This is a genomic window from Pleionea litopenaei (assembly GCF_031198435.1).
Lineage (GTDB): Bacteria > Pseudomonadota > Gammaproteobacteria > Enterobacterales > Kangiellaceae > Pleionea > Pleionea litopenaei.
This window is the reverse complement of the sequence record NZ_CP133548.1, coordinates 536743-555109: the sequence shown is the minus strand read 5'-3', so window position 1 is coordinate 555109 and position 18367 is coordinate 536743. Positions and strand designations below refer to the sequence as shown.

At 41.3% G+C, this 18367-nt stretch carries 15 protein-coding genes; 7 read left to right on the top strand and 8 right to left on the bottom strand.

The genetic code is table 11. The features are described from left to right. The first annotated feature begins 68 nt into the window (after positions 1-68). Genes Q9312_RS02440 through Q9312_RS02425 form a run of 4 tightly spaced genes read left to right on the top strand, consistent with a single transcriptional unit; the run spans position 69 to position 4339 of the window. Positions 69-713 (top strand): methylamine utilization protein, encoded by a 645-nt coding sequence (locus Q9312_RS02440; protein ID WP_309202949.1) that lies wholly within the window; start codon positions 69-71, stop codon positions 711-713. Then, positions 710-3037: a bifunctional diguanylate cyclase/phosphodiesterase gene (locus tag Q9312_RS02435; protein ID WP_435408396.1), complete on the top strand. Its 2328-nt coding sequence runs from the start codon at positions 710-712 to the stop codon at positions 3035-3037. The genes Q9312_RS02440 and Q9312_RS02435 overlap by 4 nt, the downstream gene beginning before the upstream one ends. Continuing rightward, a complete protein-coding gene (locus Q9312_RS02430; RefSeq protein WP_309202947.1) occupies positions 3038-3862 on the top strand; it encodes a DUF3034 family protein in 825 nt (274 codons plus the stop codon). A gap of 24 nt (positions 3863-3886) precedes the next feature. Continuing rightward, entirely contained in the window at positions 3887-4339 is a 453-nt protein-coding gene (locus Q9312_RS02425; RefSeq protein ID WP_309202946.1) for a group I truncated hemoglobin, read from the top strand. Between the two features lie 30 nt (positions 4340-4369). Here Q9312_RS02425 and Q9312_RS02420 read toward each other — a convergent pair whose 3' ends face one another. Further along, positions 4370-6367, bottom strand: coding sequence for an extracellular catalytic domain type 1 short-chain-length polyhydroxyalkanoate depolymerase (locus Q9312_RS02420; RefSeq protein WP_309202945.1), 1998 nt, complete (start codon positions 6365-6367; stop codon positions 4370-4372). Positions 6368-6658: 291 nt separating this feature from the next. Further along, positions 6659-7642 (bottom strand): lipid A deacylase LpxR family protein, encoded by a 984-nt coding sequence (locus Q9312_RS02415; protein WP_309202944.1) that lies wholly within the window; start codon positions 7640-7642, stop codon positions 6659-6661. 136 nt (positions 7643-7778) lie between these two features. Between Q9312_RS02415 and Q9312_RS02410 the strand changes: the two genes are divergently transcribed. Continuing rightward, on the top strand, positions 7779-8954 hold the full coding sequence (locus tag Q9312_RS02410; RefSeq protein WP_309202943.1) for a pyroglutamyl-peptidase I: 1176 nt from the start codon (positions 7779-7781) through the stop codon (positions 8952-8954). 40 nt (positions 8955-8994) lie between these two features. Continuing rightward, positions 8995-10011, top strand: a complete 1017-nt coding sequence (gene ltaE / locus Q9312_RS02405) for a low-specificity L-threonine aldolase (RefSeq protein ID WP_309202941.1) — start codon at positions 8995-8997, stop codon at positions 10009-10011. On the opposite strand, the gene Q9312_RS02400 is transcribed toward ltaE, so the two are convergent. Genes Q9312_RS02400 through Q9312_RS02380 form a run of 5 tightly spaced genes read right to left on the bottom strand, consistent with a single transcriptional unit; the run spans position 9999 to position 16907 of the window. After that, positions 9999-10568: a hypothetical protein gene (locus Q9312_RS02400; RefSeq protein WP_309202940.1), complete on the bottom strand. Its 570-nt coding sequence runs from the start codon at positions 10566-10568 to the stop codon at positions 9999-10001. The genes ltaE and Q9312_RS02400 overlap by 13 nt on opposite strands. Positions 10569-10578: 10 nt before the next feature. After that, entirely contained in the window at positions 10579-12594 is a 2016-nt protein-coding gene (gene ligA / locus Q9312_RS02395) for an NAD-dependent DNA ligase LigA (protein WP_309202939.1), read from the bottom strand. A gap of 4 nt (positions 12595-12598) precedes the next feature. Then, entirely contained in the window at positions 12599-13399 is an 801-nt protein-coding gene (gene zipA / locus Q9312_RS02390) for a cell division protein ZipA (protein WP_309202938.1), read from the bottom strand. 12 nt (positions 13400-13411) lie between these two features. Further along, positions 13412-15439, bottom strand: a complete 2028-nt coding sequence (locus Q9312_RS02385; protein ID WP_309202937.1) for a coiled-coil domain-containing protein — start codon at positions 15437-15439, stop codon at positions 13412-13414. Then, entirely contained in the window at positions 15414-16907 is a 1494-nt protein-coding gene (locus tag Q9312_RS02380) for a chromosome segregation SMC family protein (protein ID WP_309202936.1), read from the bottom strand. The genes Q9312_RS02385 and Q9312_RS02380 overlap by 26 nt, the downstream gene beginning before the upstream one ends. 157 nt (positions 16908-17064) lie before the next feature. Between Q9312_RS02380 and cysZ the strand changes: the two genes are divergently transcribed. After that, positions 17065-17835 carry a sulfate transporter CysZ gene (gene cysZ, locus Q9312_RS02375; protein WP_309202935.1) on the top strand — a complete coding sequence of 257 codons (771 nt, stop codon included), beginning with the start codon at positions 17065-17067 and terminating at the stop codon, positions 17833-17835. Here cysZ and Q9312_RS02370 read toward each other — a convergent pair. Continuing rightward, the gene (locus Q9312_RS02370) at positions 17819-18301 is read right to left on the bottom strand and encodes a hypothetical protein (protein ID WP_309202934.1); all 483 of its coding nucleotides are present in this window, start codon (positions 18299-18301) and stop codon (positions 17819-17821) included. The two genes, cysZ and Q9312_RS02370, sit on opposite strands and share 17 nt — an antisense overlap. Positions 18302-18367: the final 66 nt, after the last annotated feature.

The window sequence follows — 18367 nt, the reverse complement described above, 5'->3', positions numbered from 1 at the left end:
AACTTTGCAATATCGCACTTCTATTGCCATACTCTATAAATTGTCAAAAGAATCCCCCTACTCATACTATGATATATACAAAAATAATCATTGCGGTGTTGCTTTCAATCCCACTAATTTGTGCAAACGCTCAAGAAATCACCGTTTTAGATGAACAGGGTCAACCGCTTGCGAATGCGGTCATAGAAATCAGTCATCCGCTACTTCGTGTTACAGAATCACCGAATAAAGAGCTCTATATCGTTGATCAAGTCGATAAGCAGTTTGTGCCTCAAGTGCTTGCTATTCCTCAATTTTCCAACGTTTCCTTTCCAAACAGTGACAATATTCGACATCATGTCTACTCATTTTCTAAAACCAAACCTTTTGAGTTGAAACTCTATGCGGGTAAACCAAAAGCACCTCTAACCTTCGATAAATCGGGTGTAGTGGTACTAGGATGTAATATACATGACTCAATGGTTGGTTATATCTATATTGCTTCGAATCGAGTTTTTAGCATCAGCAACGACCTTGGGAAAGTTGAACTTTCGCTCCCAAGAGAAGTTGTTAAAGATGGACAAATTCTAATTTGGCACCCTCAGCAAAAGCTCGGTGTTGAGAATTTAAGAAGTATGAATATTCAGGAAGTCATTGATAACCAATATCGAGTGACCATTAGTACCAATCCGCCCTCTCCAAGAAACACTTTTGAGCAACTGTTTAATAAATGATTAAAATCAAAAGCCTCAAAAACCAGATAGCCATTTTAAGTACCGCTTCAGTAGTCATCACAAGTGTATGCCTGCTTTTCATCTTTTGGTGGAGCTCATCTCAGTACAACTTCCATCAAATAAGCAAACAAATGCAAAGCGCTGAAAGTGTATTAATTGAATATTTGAGTGCAAAAGAACAGGTACTAACCACCTCGGCGAAAGTTTTAACCGCTGACTTTGGGTTTAAACAAGCAATAGCAACACAAGATGTTGAAACTATTCAAAGTGTTTTGGACAATCACGCAGCACGCATTGAAGCCGATCTTATGATACTAATGAATACCAACGGAGAACTGGTATCCAACAATCTGGGTTCAAAAATTGACGCAAAAATGCTGGGAGATGCCTTTCAAGGAAACACTAATCAGCAAAGCAGTGCTCAATTTATCTACTTAGAAGGTGTATTGTATGAAGTTATAATGCTCCCGATAAAAGCGCCACACACGGTCGGCTATTGCATCATCGGCTTTGCGATTAATAATACCTTTTTAACAGAGTTAAAGCGGCTTACAACACTCGATGTTAGCTTTACTGATATCGATAACAATTGGATTTTTAGCTCAGCAGATAACCTTCAAGAACTTAATGCACAAATCTTTAATAGCGATTTTATTGCCGCTGAATTATTCGTTGAGCGTCCTCAATACATCAACAGGCTGGTAACTCTAAATCAAGCCAAGAACATCACTATCATTCTTTCGTCGAGTATGCAGGAAATATATAAGGAGTTCGACACACTAGTTTACTTTATCGTCATTCTTTCATTAACAATCGTCGTACTCGCGATCATCCTGAGTAGCTGGTTATCAAAAAACCTAGTAAATCCAATCAATGACTTAGTGCGCTCTACCAGACTTTTTGCCAAAGGTGAGTATGAAATTCAACCCTTAAATCATAAAGTTAATCAAGAAGTCAAAACACTGCATGAGTCTTTTGAAAAAATGGGGAGCGAAATTTCACTAAGAGAGCATAAGATTAAACATCAAGCAAGGCACGACAAGTTAACCGACTTATTTAATCGACAGACCGTTATTGAAGAGCTCGATGTAAAACTGCGTTCAAATCAACCAAGACTTGTTATCGCGATTAACATCCGTGGGTTTAGGCGAATAAATGACGTTTTAGGAGCCAGTATAGGTGATAAAGTTTTGCAGTCATTTGCGCTCGAGTTACCAGTATTTTTAAGTGCTTCAAACTGTCATTTTGAAGACGCCATTTATGGCCGTGTGGGCGGTGATGAGTTTCTCTTGAGCATACCGATTGAACAAGGCATTGCTGAAGAAGTATTCACTGAAAATTTTATAACGACGCTTATTCAGTACTTTGACAAAGAACTTTCAATTGGAAACCTAATGATTAATACTCGTTTAAGACTCGGTGTTTTAAAGGTTCCCGAACATGGCAATAATGCTGAGGATCTGCTGAGACGAGCAAATATTGCTATCGATGCTGCACGAGCCGAGTCACTATCTGTACGATATTACCAAAATGGCGAAGAAGAAAATTACTTGGCTCGGCTAAAAATCATAGAGGAATTAAAATTAGTTTTGCAGAATCCCGGGAATTCCCTGTTCTTGGTTTATCAGCCGAAACTCAATCTTAGCACCGGTGAAATAGATAAAGTCGAGGCGCTCATTCGTTGGCAAGATAGCTCGGGTAACTTTGTTTCACCAGAATTATTTGTCTCTCTTGCTGAGCAGTCAGGTCTGATCATATCGCTTACTCAATGGGTGATCAAAGAAGCGTTGAGTCAAATACAAAAGTGGAAAACTCTCGACATTCAACTCAAAGTAGCCATTAATGTGTCGGCTCAAGACCTCTCTCATCCACAGTTCATCGACTTCCTGCTGAGTAGTCTAAGTGCTTACGAGGTAGACTCAAATCAAATCACTATTGAGCTCACGGAACGAGACATTATGCAGAATGAAGACTTAATTGTGCATCGGTTACAACAGTTGAAAAAAATGGGCACCTATATTTCCGTAGATGACTATGGTATCGGACAATCTTCGCTAGCAAAACTAAAACAACTACCCATCGATGAATTGAAAATTGATAAAAGCTTTATTCTAGAACTCAACACCTCTCATCAAGACAAACAAATTGTCAGTTCCACGATAAATTTAGGGCATAAATTAGGATTAAATGTCGTGGCTGAAGGGGTTGAGAACAAAGAGTCGCTTGACCTTCTTAAAAAGTATGGCTGCAATCATGCTCAAGGTTATCACTTAAGCCGGCCAGTTAAAGCTAATGAATTAGTCACATGGTTAGAGAGTCAATAAATGTTTAGAGAAACTATTGCTTTACTCACATTTTTAATCAGCTTCGATTGCATTGCGCAAGGTAAGCTGTTGGGCACACCGGGGGTATCGACATTTGAAGGTTCGGCTGGTGGCGGAATTGTGCCTTGGGCTCAGCTAGCAGGTTACGACACTGAAAATCAGTGGTCTGCCAATGCCTTTTGTTCAAAAGTGAACTTACGAGATTTCGATTTAACGAGTTGTGGAGTACAAGTTGGGTTATTTGATCGAGTTGAAGTTAGCTATGCAGAGCAAACCTTAGGTGTTCAACCATTGTCTACAAGTATTTCACAAGAAGTGATTGGGGCAAAGTTTCGATTATACGGTGATATTGTTTATAGCGCCTGGCCTCAAGTAAGCCTTGGAATACAAGACAAAAGTCTAAAAGACTCTGATGTCGCTTTCGCACTGGGCGCGGGTCAATCGAGTGGGACGGACATCTACATTAGTGCGAGTAAGCTACATCTTGCCGCCTTCGCAGGTCGCAATTTATATTGGAATATGACTGCGCGTAGAACAAAAGCGAATGAAACTGGATTTTTAGGATTTTCTTCAGCAGAAGAGTCATCATCCATTAATGTCGAGTTTTCAACAGCTCTTTTCTTAAACCAACATTGGGCGATTGGATTCGAATATCGTCAAAAGCCTGACAACCTAACACTCAATGAAAGTGCATGGAAAGATCTCTTTGTCGCATGGTTCCCACAAAAAAATCTAAGCGTCACAGCAGCGTATCTAGACTTCGGGACTATCGCGGGTCTCAACGACCAAAACGGAACCTACCTTTCATTAACAGGGTACTTTTAGAAAGTCTTTTTAAAGGATCAAATTATGCGCTTATCTTACAAACAAGTTTATCGGGTCATTTTCGCGACTAGTATTTTATGGATTTCGTCTTGCGCACATCTTGGAAAATCAGATGCTGACGCTCCGACTCTTTATGCAAAACTTGGAGGCTCACAAGGTGTATCGAGATTAGTTGATCAATTAATTAAAAACATTGGCAGTGACCAACAAATTTTTCATTACTTTGCAGAAAGCAATGTTACTCATTTTCGTAGGGGCTTAGAGTTACATTTTTGCTCCATTAGTGATGGACCCTGCACTTATGATGGAGACTCGATGCAAGATATTCATAGCGGCATGCATATTAATGAAGCAGATTTTAATCACCTTGTTGAGTTGTTAGTTAATGCGATGCAAACGCTTGACTACTCTACATCGACACAAAACCAACTTTTGTCTCGGCTAGCGCCTTTAAGAGGTGAAGTGATAGAGATCTGAATGGTGATTCATTCAGATCTCGACGACTTTCTAAGGACAACTCCCAAGCTCATAATAGCCTTCACTGACCAATCTTAGCGTATTCTGCTGAAAGATATTATAAAAGCCCATTGCATCACCTGAACCAAGCGCAAATACATAACCGCCGCTCGTTGTCGCCCGGCCAGCATTTACATGAGCATAGTTACTTGAGGAGAACTCCTCACATTCAACCGTAGGGGGCGGAGTTGCTTCACATAGATCACCGATACCGTCATTATCACTGTCTAGCTGATCGGGGTTACTGATATTCGGGCAGTTATCTAAGCTATCTGGAACGCCATCATTATCACTGTCAGGTTCACTTGGTGCTGATTCACAAATTTGAGTTGGACCGTTACATGATGCATTTTGATCAGCCCGCCACTCACATTGATTATCACCTAGACTGAACTCTCGCATGGTAAACTCACTAGTACCAAATGCAAGATAGCAAGCACTATAGCCATCACCCCAAGTAATATGACCTTGATTGATATGATAATTATAATCGCCCGTTTTACCTGCATCGATCACAAAGCTAACCTGCGTCGACGCCGTTAAGTTGGTGTCATCAACTGCTGTAATATTTGCGACTCGGTTACCGCCACTGACTTCACACATTTCGCCTTCAAAACCATCCCCTTGTAACGTTGCAATAATGGATCGTTGGTCTATTTGAATTTGAACTCGGCTTAAATTGTCATTCACATCGTAAACGGTTCCAGAAACAGTAACGCATTGTCCTGACACACTCGCGACAACATTGGATAATACAGGAGACTGCTCTGGAGGAAGATCACCGATTCTAAAGTTTTCAAAGATCGCTTCTCCAGACTTATTAAAATTATCAACAGCGATAATCTTAGCCTGATAATAACCATCGATTAAATTAGTTAGCTGAAAACCAAATTGACCGTCGCTCGATAGGTCATTCGTTGTCGTTTGTGAGAGTTCAATCCACTCGCCGTTCTCATAGATCGAAGTAGTTAACTGAACTTCGCTAACCTCGCCCTCTTCGTCAAGCGCATCTCCGACAATGATTGCACTCGATGAGTTAGTGGTAATAGAAACATTTGAAATCACAGGTCCAAGGTTACGGTCAACTCGCATGTTATTCTGACTAAAGAATTTGCCTAGATAACTTGCATAATTAATGCTGCTATTAGAAATGTAGCCACCACTTGCACCAGCACCACCAGACCATGCGTGATCAACATTATTTAACCACAACATTGAGACTCGACTACCTTGCCATAGAAATTCTTCAGCCGTTCCACCGTCAGCGCTTAACAGTTGACTTCCATTTAATGGTTGAACGTTGTAAACCGCCGCCATTCCATTGGCATTTTGTTGGTTATAACATTGGTTAACCGTCGAATCATTATCTCCATGAGCTATCGATGCAATCTGACTTGCAAACCAAGATTTGTATGAACCCGAATAAGATTCACATCGAGCTTTTACGTCGGCACTTTCACAGGGACCCAAGGCGCCATTCGAACTGGTGCCAATGCTCGGGCCCGCACTAATACCCATACCAGCAAATACATCTGGCGCTAGGCAGGCAGTGGTATTAGCAAAACTTGCACCTGACGACAAACCAGCGATATACACCTGATTCGCATCAATATTTCGAGAAGCTTGTGAAGACATTATATTGGCGAGTTGAATTAAGTTTTTATAATCGCCTGAAGCACGAGACTTGGTTCCTTGCCAGTAAGACCAACAACTAAAGCCAGCTTTATTCATCGCATCGGGTACCGCAATAACCATTCCCCACTGTTCTGCAGCATCTTCTAAATTTGCGGTTAGATAATTATTAATAGGCTGAACGCAACCATGAAGAACAATTAACAATGAGCGCCCATCGCCAATGGGTGACGTGGTGTCTGGAGTATAGATGTGAACATTATTAAATCCGCCAATAGAAACGTTTTGTTGCCACTGGCCCGCCGGAGCTTGTGATACTAAAAGTGTAAAAAATAGAAATATAAATAACTTTTGCATATAGAGTCCTCCTCGTTTTTATATTTATTACTTACGAGTCGAGAACCATCGACTGGTAGACTGCGCACTCAGTCAATCGATAAGTTAAAATTCTAGATATACTACTTTAGTGCTGTAACAACTATATTGACCAGATACAAAGAAAGAATGTCATGCGTTAAGCCTTGAAAGAAGCGGATTCAAGTTAATTAAAGAACGAGAAGAGAAAACGTTAATTATCTAATTTCAGATCTGAGCAATTGTCTTTTTTGTCGCAAAACAACATTTTTATTAACGGTTTCAGTCATGATTCTATAGTCGCCACAAAAGTGTAAACGAACCATATTCCTTAATATCTTCGTTATTTGAGCTCGACGCAAATACATCAATATTGTTTATTGCAATCGAGATAGAAATTTCTTCCCAGGCATAGGTAAAGCCAAACACGCCGTTAAATTGGAAAGGTGGATAATCGATCGAAGGGCTATCTTTGAAGGTATTGCCATCTAAGAAGATAATATTGTGCATATATCGGCCTTCAATACCGGCATAAAAAAACCAACCACCATTAATATTTACCGGGTTTGATGCTCTATCATCATTTAACAAAGCTGAGCTGTATGTCAATGCCATATCTCGTCCATAACGCATCATTCCACCCCAAGATACCGATGACTCTAGCGTCCCTATCTTTAAATCGTAACCGGTCACCAGGTCAAAATTGTCACTTTGTGATGCCCAGGTTCTCCACGCTCTTCCTCGAGAAAACTGAAATACAAACTCATTGCCCAATTGATATTTCCAACCTTTAGGAATATCTGAACCGGTTAACTTATGAATGACTTTTTGAGTGTTTTCTGCACCTGAGTTTGGCCCAATAATCCCTAGAGTACTACTCACTCGATCGGCATAGTTTCCATGATCAATAACTAAGATTTGTGTGAACGACATTAACCCTGAGTAAGGAACATCATTTGGTTGTTCTTCAGATACTCTAATGTCCCTAGGTGTAACAATACTTTGACCGAATGTTGAAGCTTTATAACTCGCTTTAACGTGAGTTAAATCAAGACTCCAAAGCATAGAATAATTTAACAGTCCAGGCTCGACTAACCCTGCATCATTAGATTTGTAATAGGAATAACGAAGGCCATTAGAGTAGCCGCTGTCGTCCCCAATAAACAAATCATTATCGAGAGTGATAGAGTTCCACTTGTCTTCTTGAGCAGTAACTGAGACACTCGTTAACAGTGAGAAACATGAAAAGTATTTAACTAACGTTCGTAATATTCGCATTCAAAAAACATATACTCAATCAGAAATAATTGCGGAATACTAACCCTTACCATAAAAATTATCAAAATATATCAATAATTTAAGACTAAAAGTTAAAGTATATTGTCAAAATAATTGCGTAATGAGAATTAAAGACATGAAAACACTAAAACTCTGCATTCCTCCTTTCTACTCCTTAGCCTTTTTTTGTTCCTTCGCTTTTGCCGATATTGAAGAAGATCGAGTACAAAAGATATCGACTGAGATTGAAAATATACTGTCATACACGCTGCCAGAAAACGTACAAATGCTTACTACAAATTGCAGTAACGACGCCGACTGCCAAAAGATCGCCAAGATTATCGGGCGAGATCTTTGGCAGCACTTCAGAAAGAAAATTCAAGATAATGCGACTTTCGATGATCGAGAACTATATTGGAACCGTTTAAATGTGTCGAAAGCATTGAAAGCGTTATTCACATCGAATTCCACCTTGAAGAACAATCCCAATAGGCAACAATCTTTTCTTGATGCGTTTGAAACCGCCTCACGCGGAATAGCCGACCTTGAATTCACTAAACATTCTGAGAGCGTTAATAAGAAAGTTTTAATTACTGGATTCGATCCCTTCTTGCTCGATCGCAACATAAAACAATCCAATCCTTCGGGAGTCATCGCTTTAATGTTAGATGGCAAAACATTCAGTATTGACGGAACAACCTTCGAAATACAATCCGTTGTTATACCGGTAAGATTCTCTGATTTTGACTTAGGTTTGATCGAAAAAATCGTGACGCCTTTTTATCGAGAGAATGAGTTAGCCATGTTAGTGACGGTTAGCATGGGACGTTCAGACTTTGATTTAGAAAGATACCCAGGTTTAAGACGATCCAGTGTAGCTCCCGACAACAACAATGTTTATACCGGGGCAAGTTCCGATAATCCACTCAAACCCAATCTCGGTGATACAACCCTATCTGGGCCAGAGTTCATCGAGTTCAGTCTTCCTGCAAATAAAATGAAGACAGCAGCTGGTCCCTATTCTATTAATGATAATGGTAAGGTGTCTTTTTTAGAAAACGCAGTGGTTGTAAACCTTGATGCACAATCCATTGAAGAATTAGAAAACAAAACATCTGTATCTGGATCAGGAGGTGGCTATTTATCCAATGAAATTTCTTATCGAACACTGCGAGTTAGACAAAAAGAAAGTTCAAGTATTCCGACGGGGCATGTTCATACTCCAAGAATTAAAGACTTCGACAAGGTCGAATTAGCAAAAATTTACAATCAATTCGTTAAAATACTAACGAAAGGTTTATCTGAGTTATAATCCAGTTACCGTTTTAAAAACTTATTGAGCACAAATTGATATGAAAGTAGCCGACTTTAGAAGCGATACGGTCACTCTTCCGAGTGAAGAAATGAAAAGTGCTATGCTGAAAGCGCCGCTCGGTGACGATGTTTATGAGGAAGATCCCACCGTTAAAGAGCTAGAAGAATACTCAGCTCACTTACTCGGAAAGTCCGCAGCTTTATTTGCTCCCAGCGGCACACAGTCAAACCTACTAGCCCTGCTTAGTCATTGTCAGCGTGGCGATGAATACATAGTAGGACAACACGCCCACACGTATAAGTACGAAGGTGGAGGCGCTGCTGTTTTAGGAAGCATACAGCCTCAGCCAATTGCCTTTGAGTCTCCTGGTATCATACCGATTGATCTCATAAAACAGGCCATTAAACCGAATGATATCCACTTTGCTAAAACAAAACTTATCAGCTTAGAAAATACCTGTTTCGGGTGTGTTGTTCCTCAAGATTACATTCACTCAACAAAATCAATTTGCGACGAATACAAACTTAAGTTTCATTTGGATGGAGCCCGATTATTCAATGCTTCTGTTGCTAGCAATCAATCAGCAGCGACAATCGCAGAGCCCTTTGACTCAATCTCCATTTGCTTATCGAAAGGACTAGGTGCGCCGGTCGGTTCTGTACTCGTCGGTTCATTTGAGTTAATTCAAGAAGCCAAGCGTTGGCGTAAAATGCTAGGCGGAGGTATGCGCCAAGCAGGTTTGCTCGCCGCAGCAGGAATATACGCACTTAAAAATAACGTTGAACGACTGGCGGAAGATCATCAACGAGCACAAATTCTTCACGAAGCTCTTAGTGAAATAAAAGGCATTTCCCTGAAACCTTACTCAGCACAAACCAATATGGTGTTTATCGATGTGCCTGAAGAAAGCTTGAACCAATTCCATTCTTTAGCAAAAGACAATAATATCGTACTGCCTAATGGAAAAGAATTGCGCCTAGTCATCCATTTGGATATTGATGACGATGCCATAAATCGATTGATCAGCGTATTTAAAGCAACCTATTCTGAGTGACAGCCAGAATAGGCTTCTTTATAACTTTTCCCAAAGCATTCTACCAATTTATCAACAACGTTTAAGTTCGGTGGCCAGCTGATCTTAATGGGTTTTCCGTTAGGATCAGTCATATGTAATCCGTCTGGTTTTTCTATGGCCGCTAAGAGAGCACGTTCTTTCTTCAAAGTTTCCAAATCTTGTTCTAAGAAAGCTATTGAAGCGTTAACGTAGTGATTCCATCCCATCAGATCTTGCTCTTCAAAAGACTGCTTAAATAACTCGACCGCTTCCTTTATCTGATTAGCCTCTGCCCTCAACTGTCCTTCATGCCACAGCAAGATCTTCTCCGTTCTCTTATTGTCAATTCTGTACTTTTTTATTAATTCTGCGGCAGCAAGGCTACATCCCGTCTGTTGCGAAACCGCCCTCCATCCTCCATTCATATCTTGATCAAATTGATTCAGTGATAGAGCCATCAATGCTCGCTCATCGTATTCACACGTCGCATTAGCTTGTTGAAGGCCAAACAAACAAAATACGAGCAACGATTTGATCAAATGACTGGAGAATGTCATCGCTATTTCCTTATTGATATTGTTCCAAAATTGCTAATAGAGCCTGTTCATCTTTTACTTCAACACCAAGATCTTGCGCTTTCGTTAGTTTTGATCCCGCGCCGGGCCCAGCAAATACAACCGATGTCTTAGACGATACGCTACCACTGACCTTAGCGCCTAGAGCAATTAATTTTTCTTTCGCTTCGTTTCTTCCCATCGTTTCAAATGTACCCGTCAAAACAATGACTTGACCTTTTAATGGCTGAGGAAGATCGTCTACAGGCGTTACCTTTGGCCAATAAACGCCTAGTTCAAGCAACTGGTTAATGACTGAGCGGTTCTCTTCATTATCAAAGAACGCACAAATATGTCGAGCTACGATTGGCCCGATATCAGGAAGTGCAACCAATTGTTCTTCCGTTGCATCGCTAATGCTCTGAATCTCGGCAAGTTCATTAGCTAACGTCATGGCTGTCACTTCACCGACTTCGCGGATACCTAGTGAATAGATAAACTTAGCTAAGGTCGTCTTTTTACTAGCTTCGATTGCATGGATGAGTTTTTTCGCTGACTTTTCTGCCATGCGATCTAAGTCTAGGATATCGTCTTCACTCAACCGATACAGATCGGCTATGTTTTTAATCTTGTCAGCATCGACCAGTTGTTCAACGAGTTTATCCCCGAGTCCGTCAATATTCATTGCTTTTCTAGATGAGAAATGTTTAATCGCTTCTTTTCTTTGAGCAGCACAAAATAGTCCACCAGTACATCGATAGATTGCTTGCTCTTCTTCGCGTTCAACTGAAGAATGACACACCGGACATTCGGTTAGCATAGAAATAGGAGAAGCACCTTCAGGTCTACGCTCAAGTACAACGCTAACAACTTGAGGAATCACATCGCCAGCTCGACGAATAATGACAGTATCGCCTTCATGTACGTCGAGACGGTGTATTTCGTCCATATTATGCAACGTTGCATTACTGACAGTAACGCCTCCAACAAAAACGGGCTCTAGTCGAGCGACCGGGGTTATTGCACCGGTACGACCGACTTGAAAATCTACCTGTTTTAAAATAGTTGTTTCTTCTTGCGCAGGAAATTTATGCGCAGTCGCCCAACGCGGTGCTCTAGCTACAAAACCTAGTTGTTCTTGATCTTCTATATTATTAACTTTATAAACTACCCCATCAATTTCATAAGGCAGTTGGCCTCTTTTCTCTAAAATTGCTTGATAGTATTCAGAACATTCCGACTTCCCTTTTTTTAACTTCACTTCTGGGCAGACAGGAAGTCCCCAACTACGAATTTGATTCAATCGATCAAAATGCGTCGGCGCTAGCTCAACACCTTCGGCTAAACCAAGACTGTAGATATAAATGGAAAGATCGCGTTTTGCCGTGATTGCCGGATCTAGTTGTCGTAGACTTCCAGCTGCAGCATTTCTAGGATTAGCAAATACTTTCTCTTGATTTTCTCGAGCGTTGTCATTGAGCGTGTTGAAAGCCTTAAGCGTCATAAAGACTTCGCCTCTAACCTCCACCTTCCGAGGAAAATCACCACGCAATTTCAAGGGCACACTCTTGATTGTTCGAACATTCAAAGTAATATTTTCACCGACGGCTCCGTCACCACGAGTAGCCGCTCGAGTTAAAATGCCATTTTCATACAGTAAACTTACCGCTAAACCATCGAGTTTAGGCTCGCAAACAAACTCTCGATGAGAATCGTTTGTTAAACGTTCATCCAGTCGACGATTAAACGCATCGAGTTCTTCTAAAGAAAACACATTATCAAGAGATAACATGGGTATTAGATGTTCAACCTTTTCGAACTCCGTGTCCGCTTTAGCACCCACTCGCTGCGTTGGTGAATCAGGCGTGATGAGATCGGGATGTTGCGACTCAATTTGCTGGAGTTCACGAAGCAGCCTGTCGTATTCTGCATCAGGAATACTAGGCTCATCTAAAACATAATAGGCGTAATTGTGTTCGTCAATAATATGTCGTAAGGACTCGACACGTTGAATTACAGATTCTGACATAGGATTAAGCTTTTGCTAGTTTTCTTCTTTTATAATCGTTTATTTTTTCTAATTCATGATGATAGGTTTGATCAGTGAACACGCTTCGTGAACTATCCATTAACTTACCACCAATGCTATTTTTTAATTGTCTGGCCGTTTCGACCATCGTCTTATAAGCAAATTCCGGTTCTGTTCCACCCGGCACCCCCATAAAAAAGGATATGCCTTTAAAGGCTTCATTAGGCATAGTATCTAAGTCGAATACGCCGGGATTAAATGCATTAGCAATTGAGAACAATTTTTGTTTTGGCTCTTTAGCACTTTTAAAACGGTGAAAAATATTCATTTCGCCAAAACGACAGCCATTTTCGACTAAGGCTGACAATAGTTCTTGCCCATTAAACGCCTCTTCATTAACCAACGTTAGTGAAAAAATTAATTCAGGTTCGTCGCTATCAGGATAAAGCTCTTCGTCTCTATCAATAGTAAGAGGTTCTTCAGCTTGAAATGACTCATCACGAGACGCGGTTATATGAAGATCATCATCACCACTGGCTGTCATTTGACCTTTCGATAAATCCTTTTCTGGCATGCCTTGTTCATACCGCACCGTTTCAGCCAAAGAGGGATCAGAACTGATGACTCTTGCTTCCCCCACACCCGTAAAGTCAAAACCTTCGCGATCTCTTTGCTCTGGATCAATTTTCGGTAAAGGCGTGGTTTTTCCCTTTTTTCGACGATTACGTCTAAGGCCATCAAAGGCCACAAGCCCAATAATTATTGCGCCGATAATTCCCAAAATTATTCGTAACTGCCATTCCATAGGTTACTCCTATTACAATGCTGCCATCGCAGCGGCCTCATCAATATCGACAGCAACTAGACGAGATACACCAGGCTCTTGCATGGTTACCCCAGCTAATTGATGCGCCATTTCCATGGCAACTTTATTGTGAGAGATATAAATAAACTGCACTTTCTCTGACATACTCTTTACGAGGTTACAGAAACGACTGACGTTTGCATCATCTAACGGAGCATCAACCTCATCGAGCATACAAAACGGAGCAGGATTTAACTGGAATATTGAAAAGACCAACGCGATTGCTGTAAGTGCTTTTTCTCCACCAGATAATAAATGTATCGTAGAATTTCTTTTACCCGGAGGCCGAGCCATAACAGCAACCCCCGTATCAAGTAAGTCTTCACCGGTCAACTCAAGGTAGGCATGACCTCCACCGAAAACTTTTGGAAACAGTTCTTTGAGGCCGGAGTTTATTCTATCGAAGGTTTCCTTAAAGCGTGTTCGGGTTTCTTTATCAATTTTTCGAATGGCTGCTTCTAATGTTTCTAAGGCTTCGGCTAAATCGTCGTGCTGCGAATCTAAATAAACTTTGCGCTCTTCTTGTTGTTTATGTTCATCAATTGCAGCAAGGTTGATAGCGCCCAGTCGCTGAATTTTACCGCCAATATTTTCAATTCGTTCTTGCCACTCGTGCTCATTTGCCTCTTCAGGCATATTCTCAGCAATACTGTCAATTGATAGGTCATCTTCAGCCAACGATTCCGCTTGAGTATTTTGTCGAGTTTTACACTCTTGCCATTCCATTCTTGCGCGCTCTAAACGACTTCGAATGGCTTGAGCTGCTTGCTCTGCTTCCATTCGTTTTTTATCAAATGAACGAAGGTTATTGTCTGCTTCGGTCACTTTTTCTCGCGCAACTTTTAACTCTTCTTCAACTAACAAGCGCTTCTCTAATGCTTCTTCTAACTCAATCTTTTGATCGTCACCTGGTTCACTTAAGTTACTTAGCTGGCTCTCTAGTTCAACTTTCCGGTGTTGTAGTTGAGTTAACTGTTGGTCCATACGTTGAAAGTTATTTTGAGCTGAATTCACTTCAGTTCGTAACGACTCAACTCTTAATGCTAATTTATGCGCCACATCTTTAGCATCGCGAGAACGATTTCGAGCTTGCTCTAGTTGGTTTTTAATTTCTTCTCGTTTTAGACTTAGCTCTTCTTTTTCGTCGGTATCTTTTGCAAGGTGTTCAACGAGCTCTTGAATGAGGGCTCGACTCGTAGACATTGCTTTTTCATCATCTTGCATTTGTCTGACGGCTTCGGCTTTTTCTTTTCGCAGTTTTTCGATGCGCTGCTGTGTTTGCTCAAGTTTTGCTTGTTGGCTTCCAACTCTCGCTCTAAGTTCACTGTAGCGTTTATTAACTTCTTTCAACTCGCGTTGTTTTTGTTCCCAGCTGTTCTCTAAATCTCTAATTCGATCACGCAGTTCTTGCTCATTCTCTTCGAGCTCTTCGAGCAACATTTCTTTCTGCTCTAAATTGACGACCAACTCTTTTAACTCAGCTTCTCGCTCAACTAACCCTGCTTGACTGTCTGATAACCGAGCGACTTTGATCCAGTCTTTACCTAACCACAAGCCATCTTTCGTCACAACGCTTTGTGTGTTCGATAAACTATTTTGTAAAGCAACAGCTTGCTCTAACGTTTCAACCGCGGTGATGTTAGATAATAGCCCGGTTAGATCGACAGGCGCTCTGACTTTCGCTTCCAGACTTTCTCCATCGCTAGCTTGAGGATGCCCGTTTTTATAAAATACTAATTGACCTTCTTGAAGATCGTTTAAATCTTGTGCTAATGAAAAGTCATCAACAAGAACGGCTTGTAACGTGTCACCTAAAACAGTTTCTACCGCCTTTTCCCAACCCGAGTCGACCGATAGCTTCTCGACTAAACGCGACTGGTTAATTAAACCCGTTTGCTCTAACCATTGTTTGGTGTTCTTATTTTCATTTCCAAGAGCGGCGCTTTGTAACGCTTCAAGAGAAACTTTTCGACCGTTCATTTGTTGGACTTCTCGACGCACAGCATCGATTTTTTTGACTTTTTTCTCGGCGTTCTTCACGCAGTGAATTGATCGCCTCAACCGACTCATCAACCACTTCGGTAAGCGTTGCTGCTTCGAGCTCAACTTTTGATAATTCTGCAGCAGCTTGCGTCACCGCATCTTCCATTGGCTCAGATTCTAGCCCGGCCAACTCACGGTCCATGGTGTCAAGTCGCGCGTTAAGTCGAGTCAAGTGCGCTTCAAGTGATTGAATTCGAGTTTTCTCGACTTCGAGTTTTTGGGTATTACCCGATGCATCTTGATTAAATTTATCCCAATCTTGTTGCCAAGCGTTCATGGCCTCTTCTAGCTGCATCAGCGTTTCATTGGCGGTTTCAACCGATTCTTGATTAAGCTCCAACTCTGGTTCGGCTTCCATCAATTCAGCTTTAAGCTCTTCGATTCGCGATTCATCACTAAGTTTCTGTTCGGTTAAGTGGCGAAGTGAAGCTTCTGCACTATGAATGTCTTCTTGCAGTTGCGTTCGACGTTCAGAAGAGTGCTTTATTGACTGTTCAAGGCGAGCAATGTCGGCGCCGATACCGTAAAAACGACCTTGCACTTCGTTGAATGCATCGCTCAATTCAACATGCATATCACGAGTTTGTTCAATATCGGCATCGGCTCTTCGTTGCTCAGCGATTCTAGATTCAAGCTCTGTTTCTAGTTGACCAATTAAAGTATCGAACTCGGTCATTTGCTGATTGAAACGTTGCCAGCGCAACACCGATAACTGAGATTTTAACTCTCGTTCTTCGGCTTTAAACTCTTTGTATTTCATAGCCGCCGTCGCTTGGCGCTGCAAATGAGCCAGCTGTTTACCAAGTTCTTCTCGAATATCTTCAAGACGCTCTAGGTTTTCTCGCGTGTGGCGAATTCGATTTTCCGTTTCTCTGCGGCGTTCTTTGTACTTAGAGATACCCGCGGCTTCTTCGATGAAGATTCGTAATTCGGCAGGCTTGGATTCAATTAACCTCGATATCATTCCTTGCTCAATAATGGCATAGGATCGAGGTCCTAACCCGGTGCCCAAGAAAATATCGGTAATATCTTTCCGACGACACTTAGTTCCGTTCAAAAAATAGGCAGATTGACCATCTCGGGTTACTGTTCGACGAACAGAAATTTCAGCGTACTGCGCATACTCGCCGACAAGCTTTCCTTCACTATTGTCAAAAACTAGTTCAATACTGGCTTGCCCAACCGGTTTACGCGCCGTCGACCCGTTGAAAATAACATCCGTCATCGAGTCTCCACGAAGATGCTTCGCGCTCGACTCCCCCATTACCCATCGAACAGCATCAATGAGGTTAGATTTACCACACCCATTAGGTCCAACAATTGCTGTTAGATTTTGTGGAAATGGCACTACCGTAGGATCGACGAATGACTTAAATCCAGCTAATTTTATTTGTTTTAAGCGCATAACCCTGAAATCTTATTAAATTCGATTTACAATTGGGCAGCTTAAGGAAAACTGCTCGGTAAATCGTTATAGTTTTATCAAAATTTAGCCGGATAGTTTAAATTATTTCAACTCTGAAACACACTATTGTTTCAAAAAATAGAAAGAAAATTACCATATGGATCAAAGTCATTTCAGTGGAGTGCAATATTTCAGCAAAGGCTGGTCGTTAATCAAACTAAAAGGTGTGCGACATTTTGTAATTTTGCCTCTCACTATCAATTTAATTCTCTTAACGACAGCAAGTATTTGGCTTTTTAATCAATTACTTATCTGGAAAGACGAGTTTTATAACTGGTCATGGGGCTGGGTACAGACTTTTATAGACTGGTTTGGCTGGCTAATTTGGCCACTCCTGTTAATACTGGTATTTATTGCCGTCTTCTATTTCTTCGCCATGATTGCCAATTGGCTCGCTGCACCATTTAACGGCCTGCTCTCTGAAGCCGTAGAGCGACACCTATCGGGAAACTTTAGCGAGCAAAACACTCCCTTCTCTGAAGTCATCAAAGACTTACCGCGAATTCTTGGGCGAGAATGGGCAAAACTGAAATATTGGATACCTAGAGCCTTGATTTGCCTACTATTATTCCTAATTCCGGTGGTCAACTTAATCGCCCCAATAATCTGGATAGTATTCAGTGCCTGGATGATGGCCATTCAATACGTTGATTATCCAATGGACAACCATAAGGTCCCTTTCCAAACTATGTTGGATAAGTTGAAAGCTAGAAAAATGGGGCCGTTAGGGTTTGGCGGTATGGTCACCCTCTTCACTATGATTCCTGTCGTGAATTTATTAGTGATGCCGGTCGCTGTAGCTGGAGCAACCGCACTTTGGTTTGATCATTATCGAGAAAAAGATGCGATGGTTAAAACCGCTGAGTAACCGAGAATAGCACGCGTGGTTTACGCAATTCGCGTAACCGCGCTCGTTCCAGTGAAAAGAATTGATTTTGACCTTGGTAATTTTCGAAAAGGCTGTAACCCTTTACGGTGAAGCGTACCGACAGCGATTGCTTTAAACTTGAAGATGGAGCTGACAAAACTCGGTTCATCGAGACTGCTACCCAGTGATCAACTGGCCCATACTCCAACTGATGACTTTCAAGCCAACTAAAATCACCAGGAGCACTTCCTCCGTCGACTGAGAAAGTCACACCGTATCGATTCAATAAATATCGATTTATCTGGTCTTGTGAGATTTTTACAGCAGTGCTGTAATCTGATTGTGGTTTAAAATAGTTCTCTTTGGATAACTGATCAGCGTTGCAATGGGTACTAGACAGGCAAACGATCGCCAAAACAAGAAGAATGACACCCGCAATATGAATTGATAGACCAACGCTTTTCATTAGACTGTACCGCACCCTCAGCTAATTAATTTGCTTACCACTTAGTAAGTATAGAAAACTTGACTT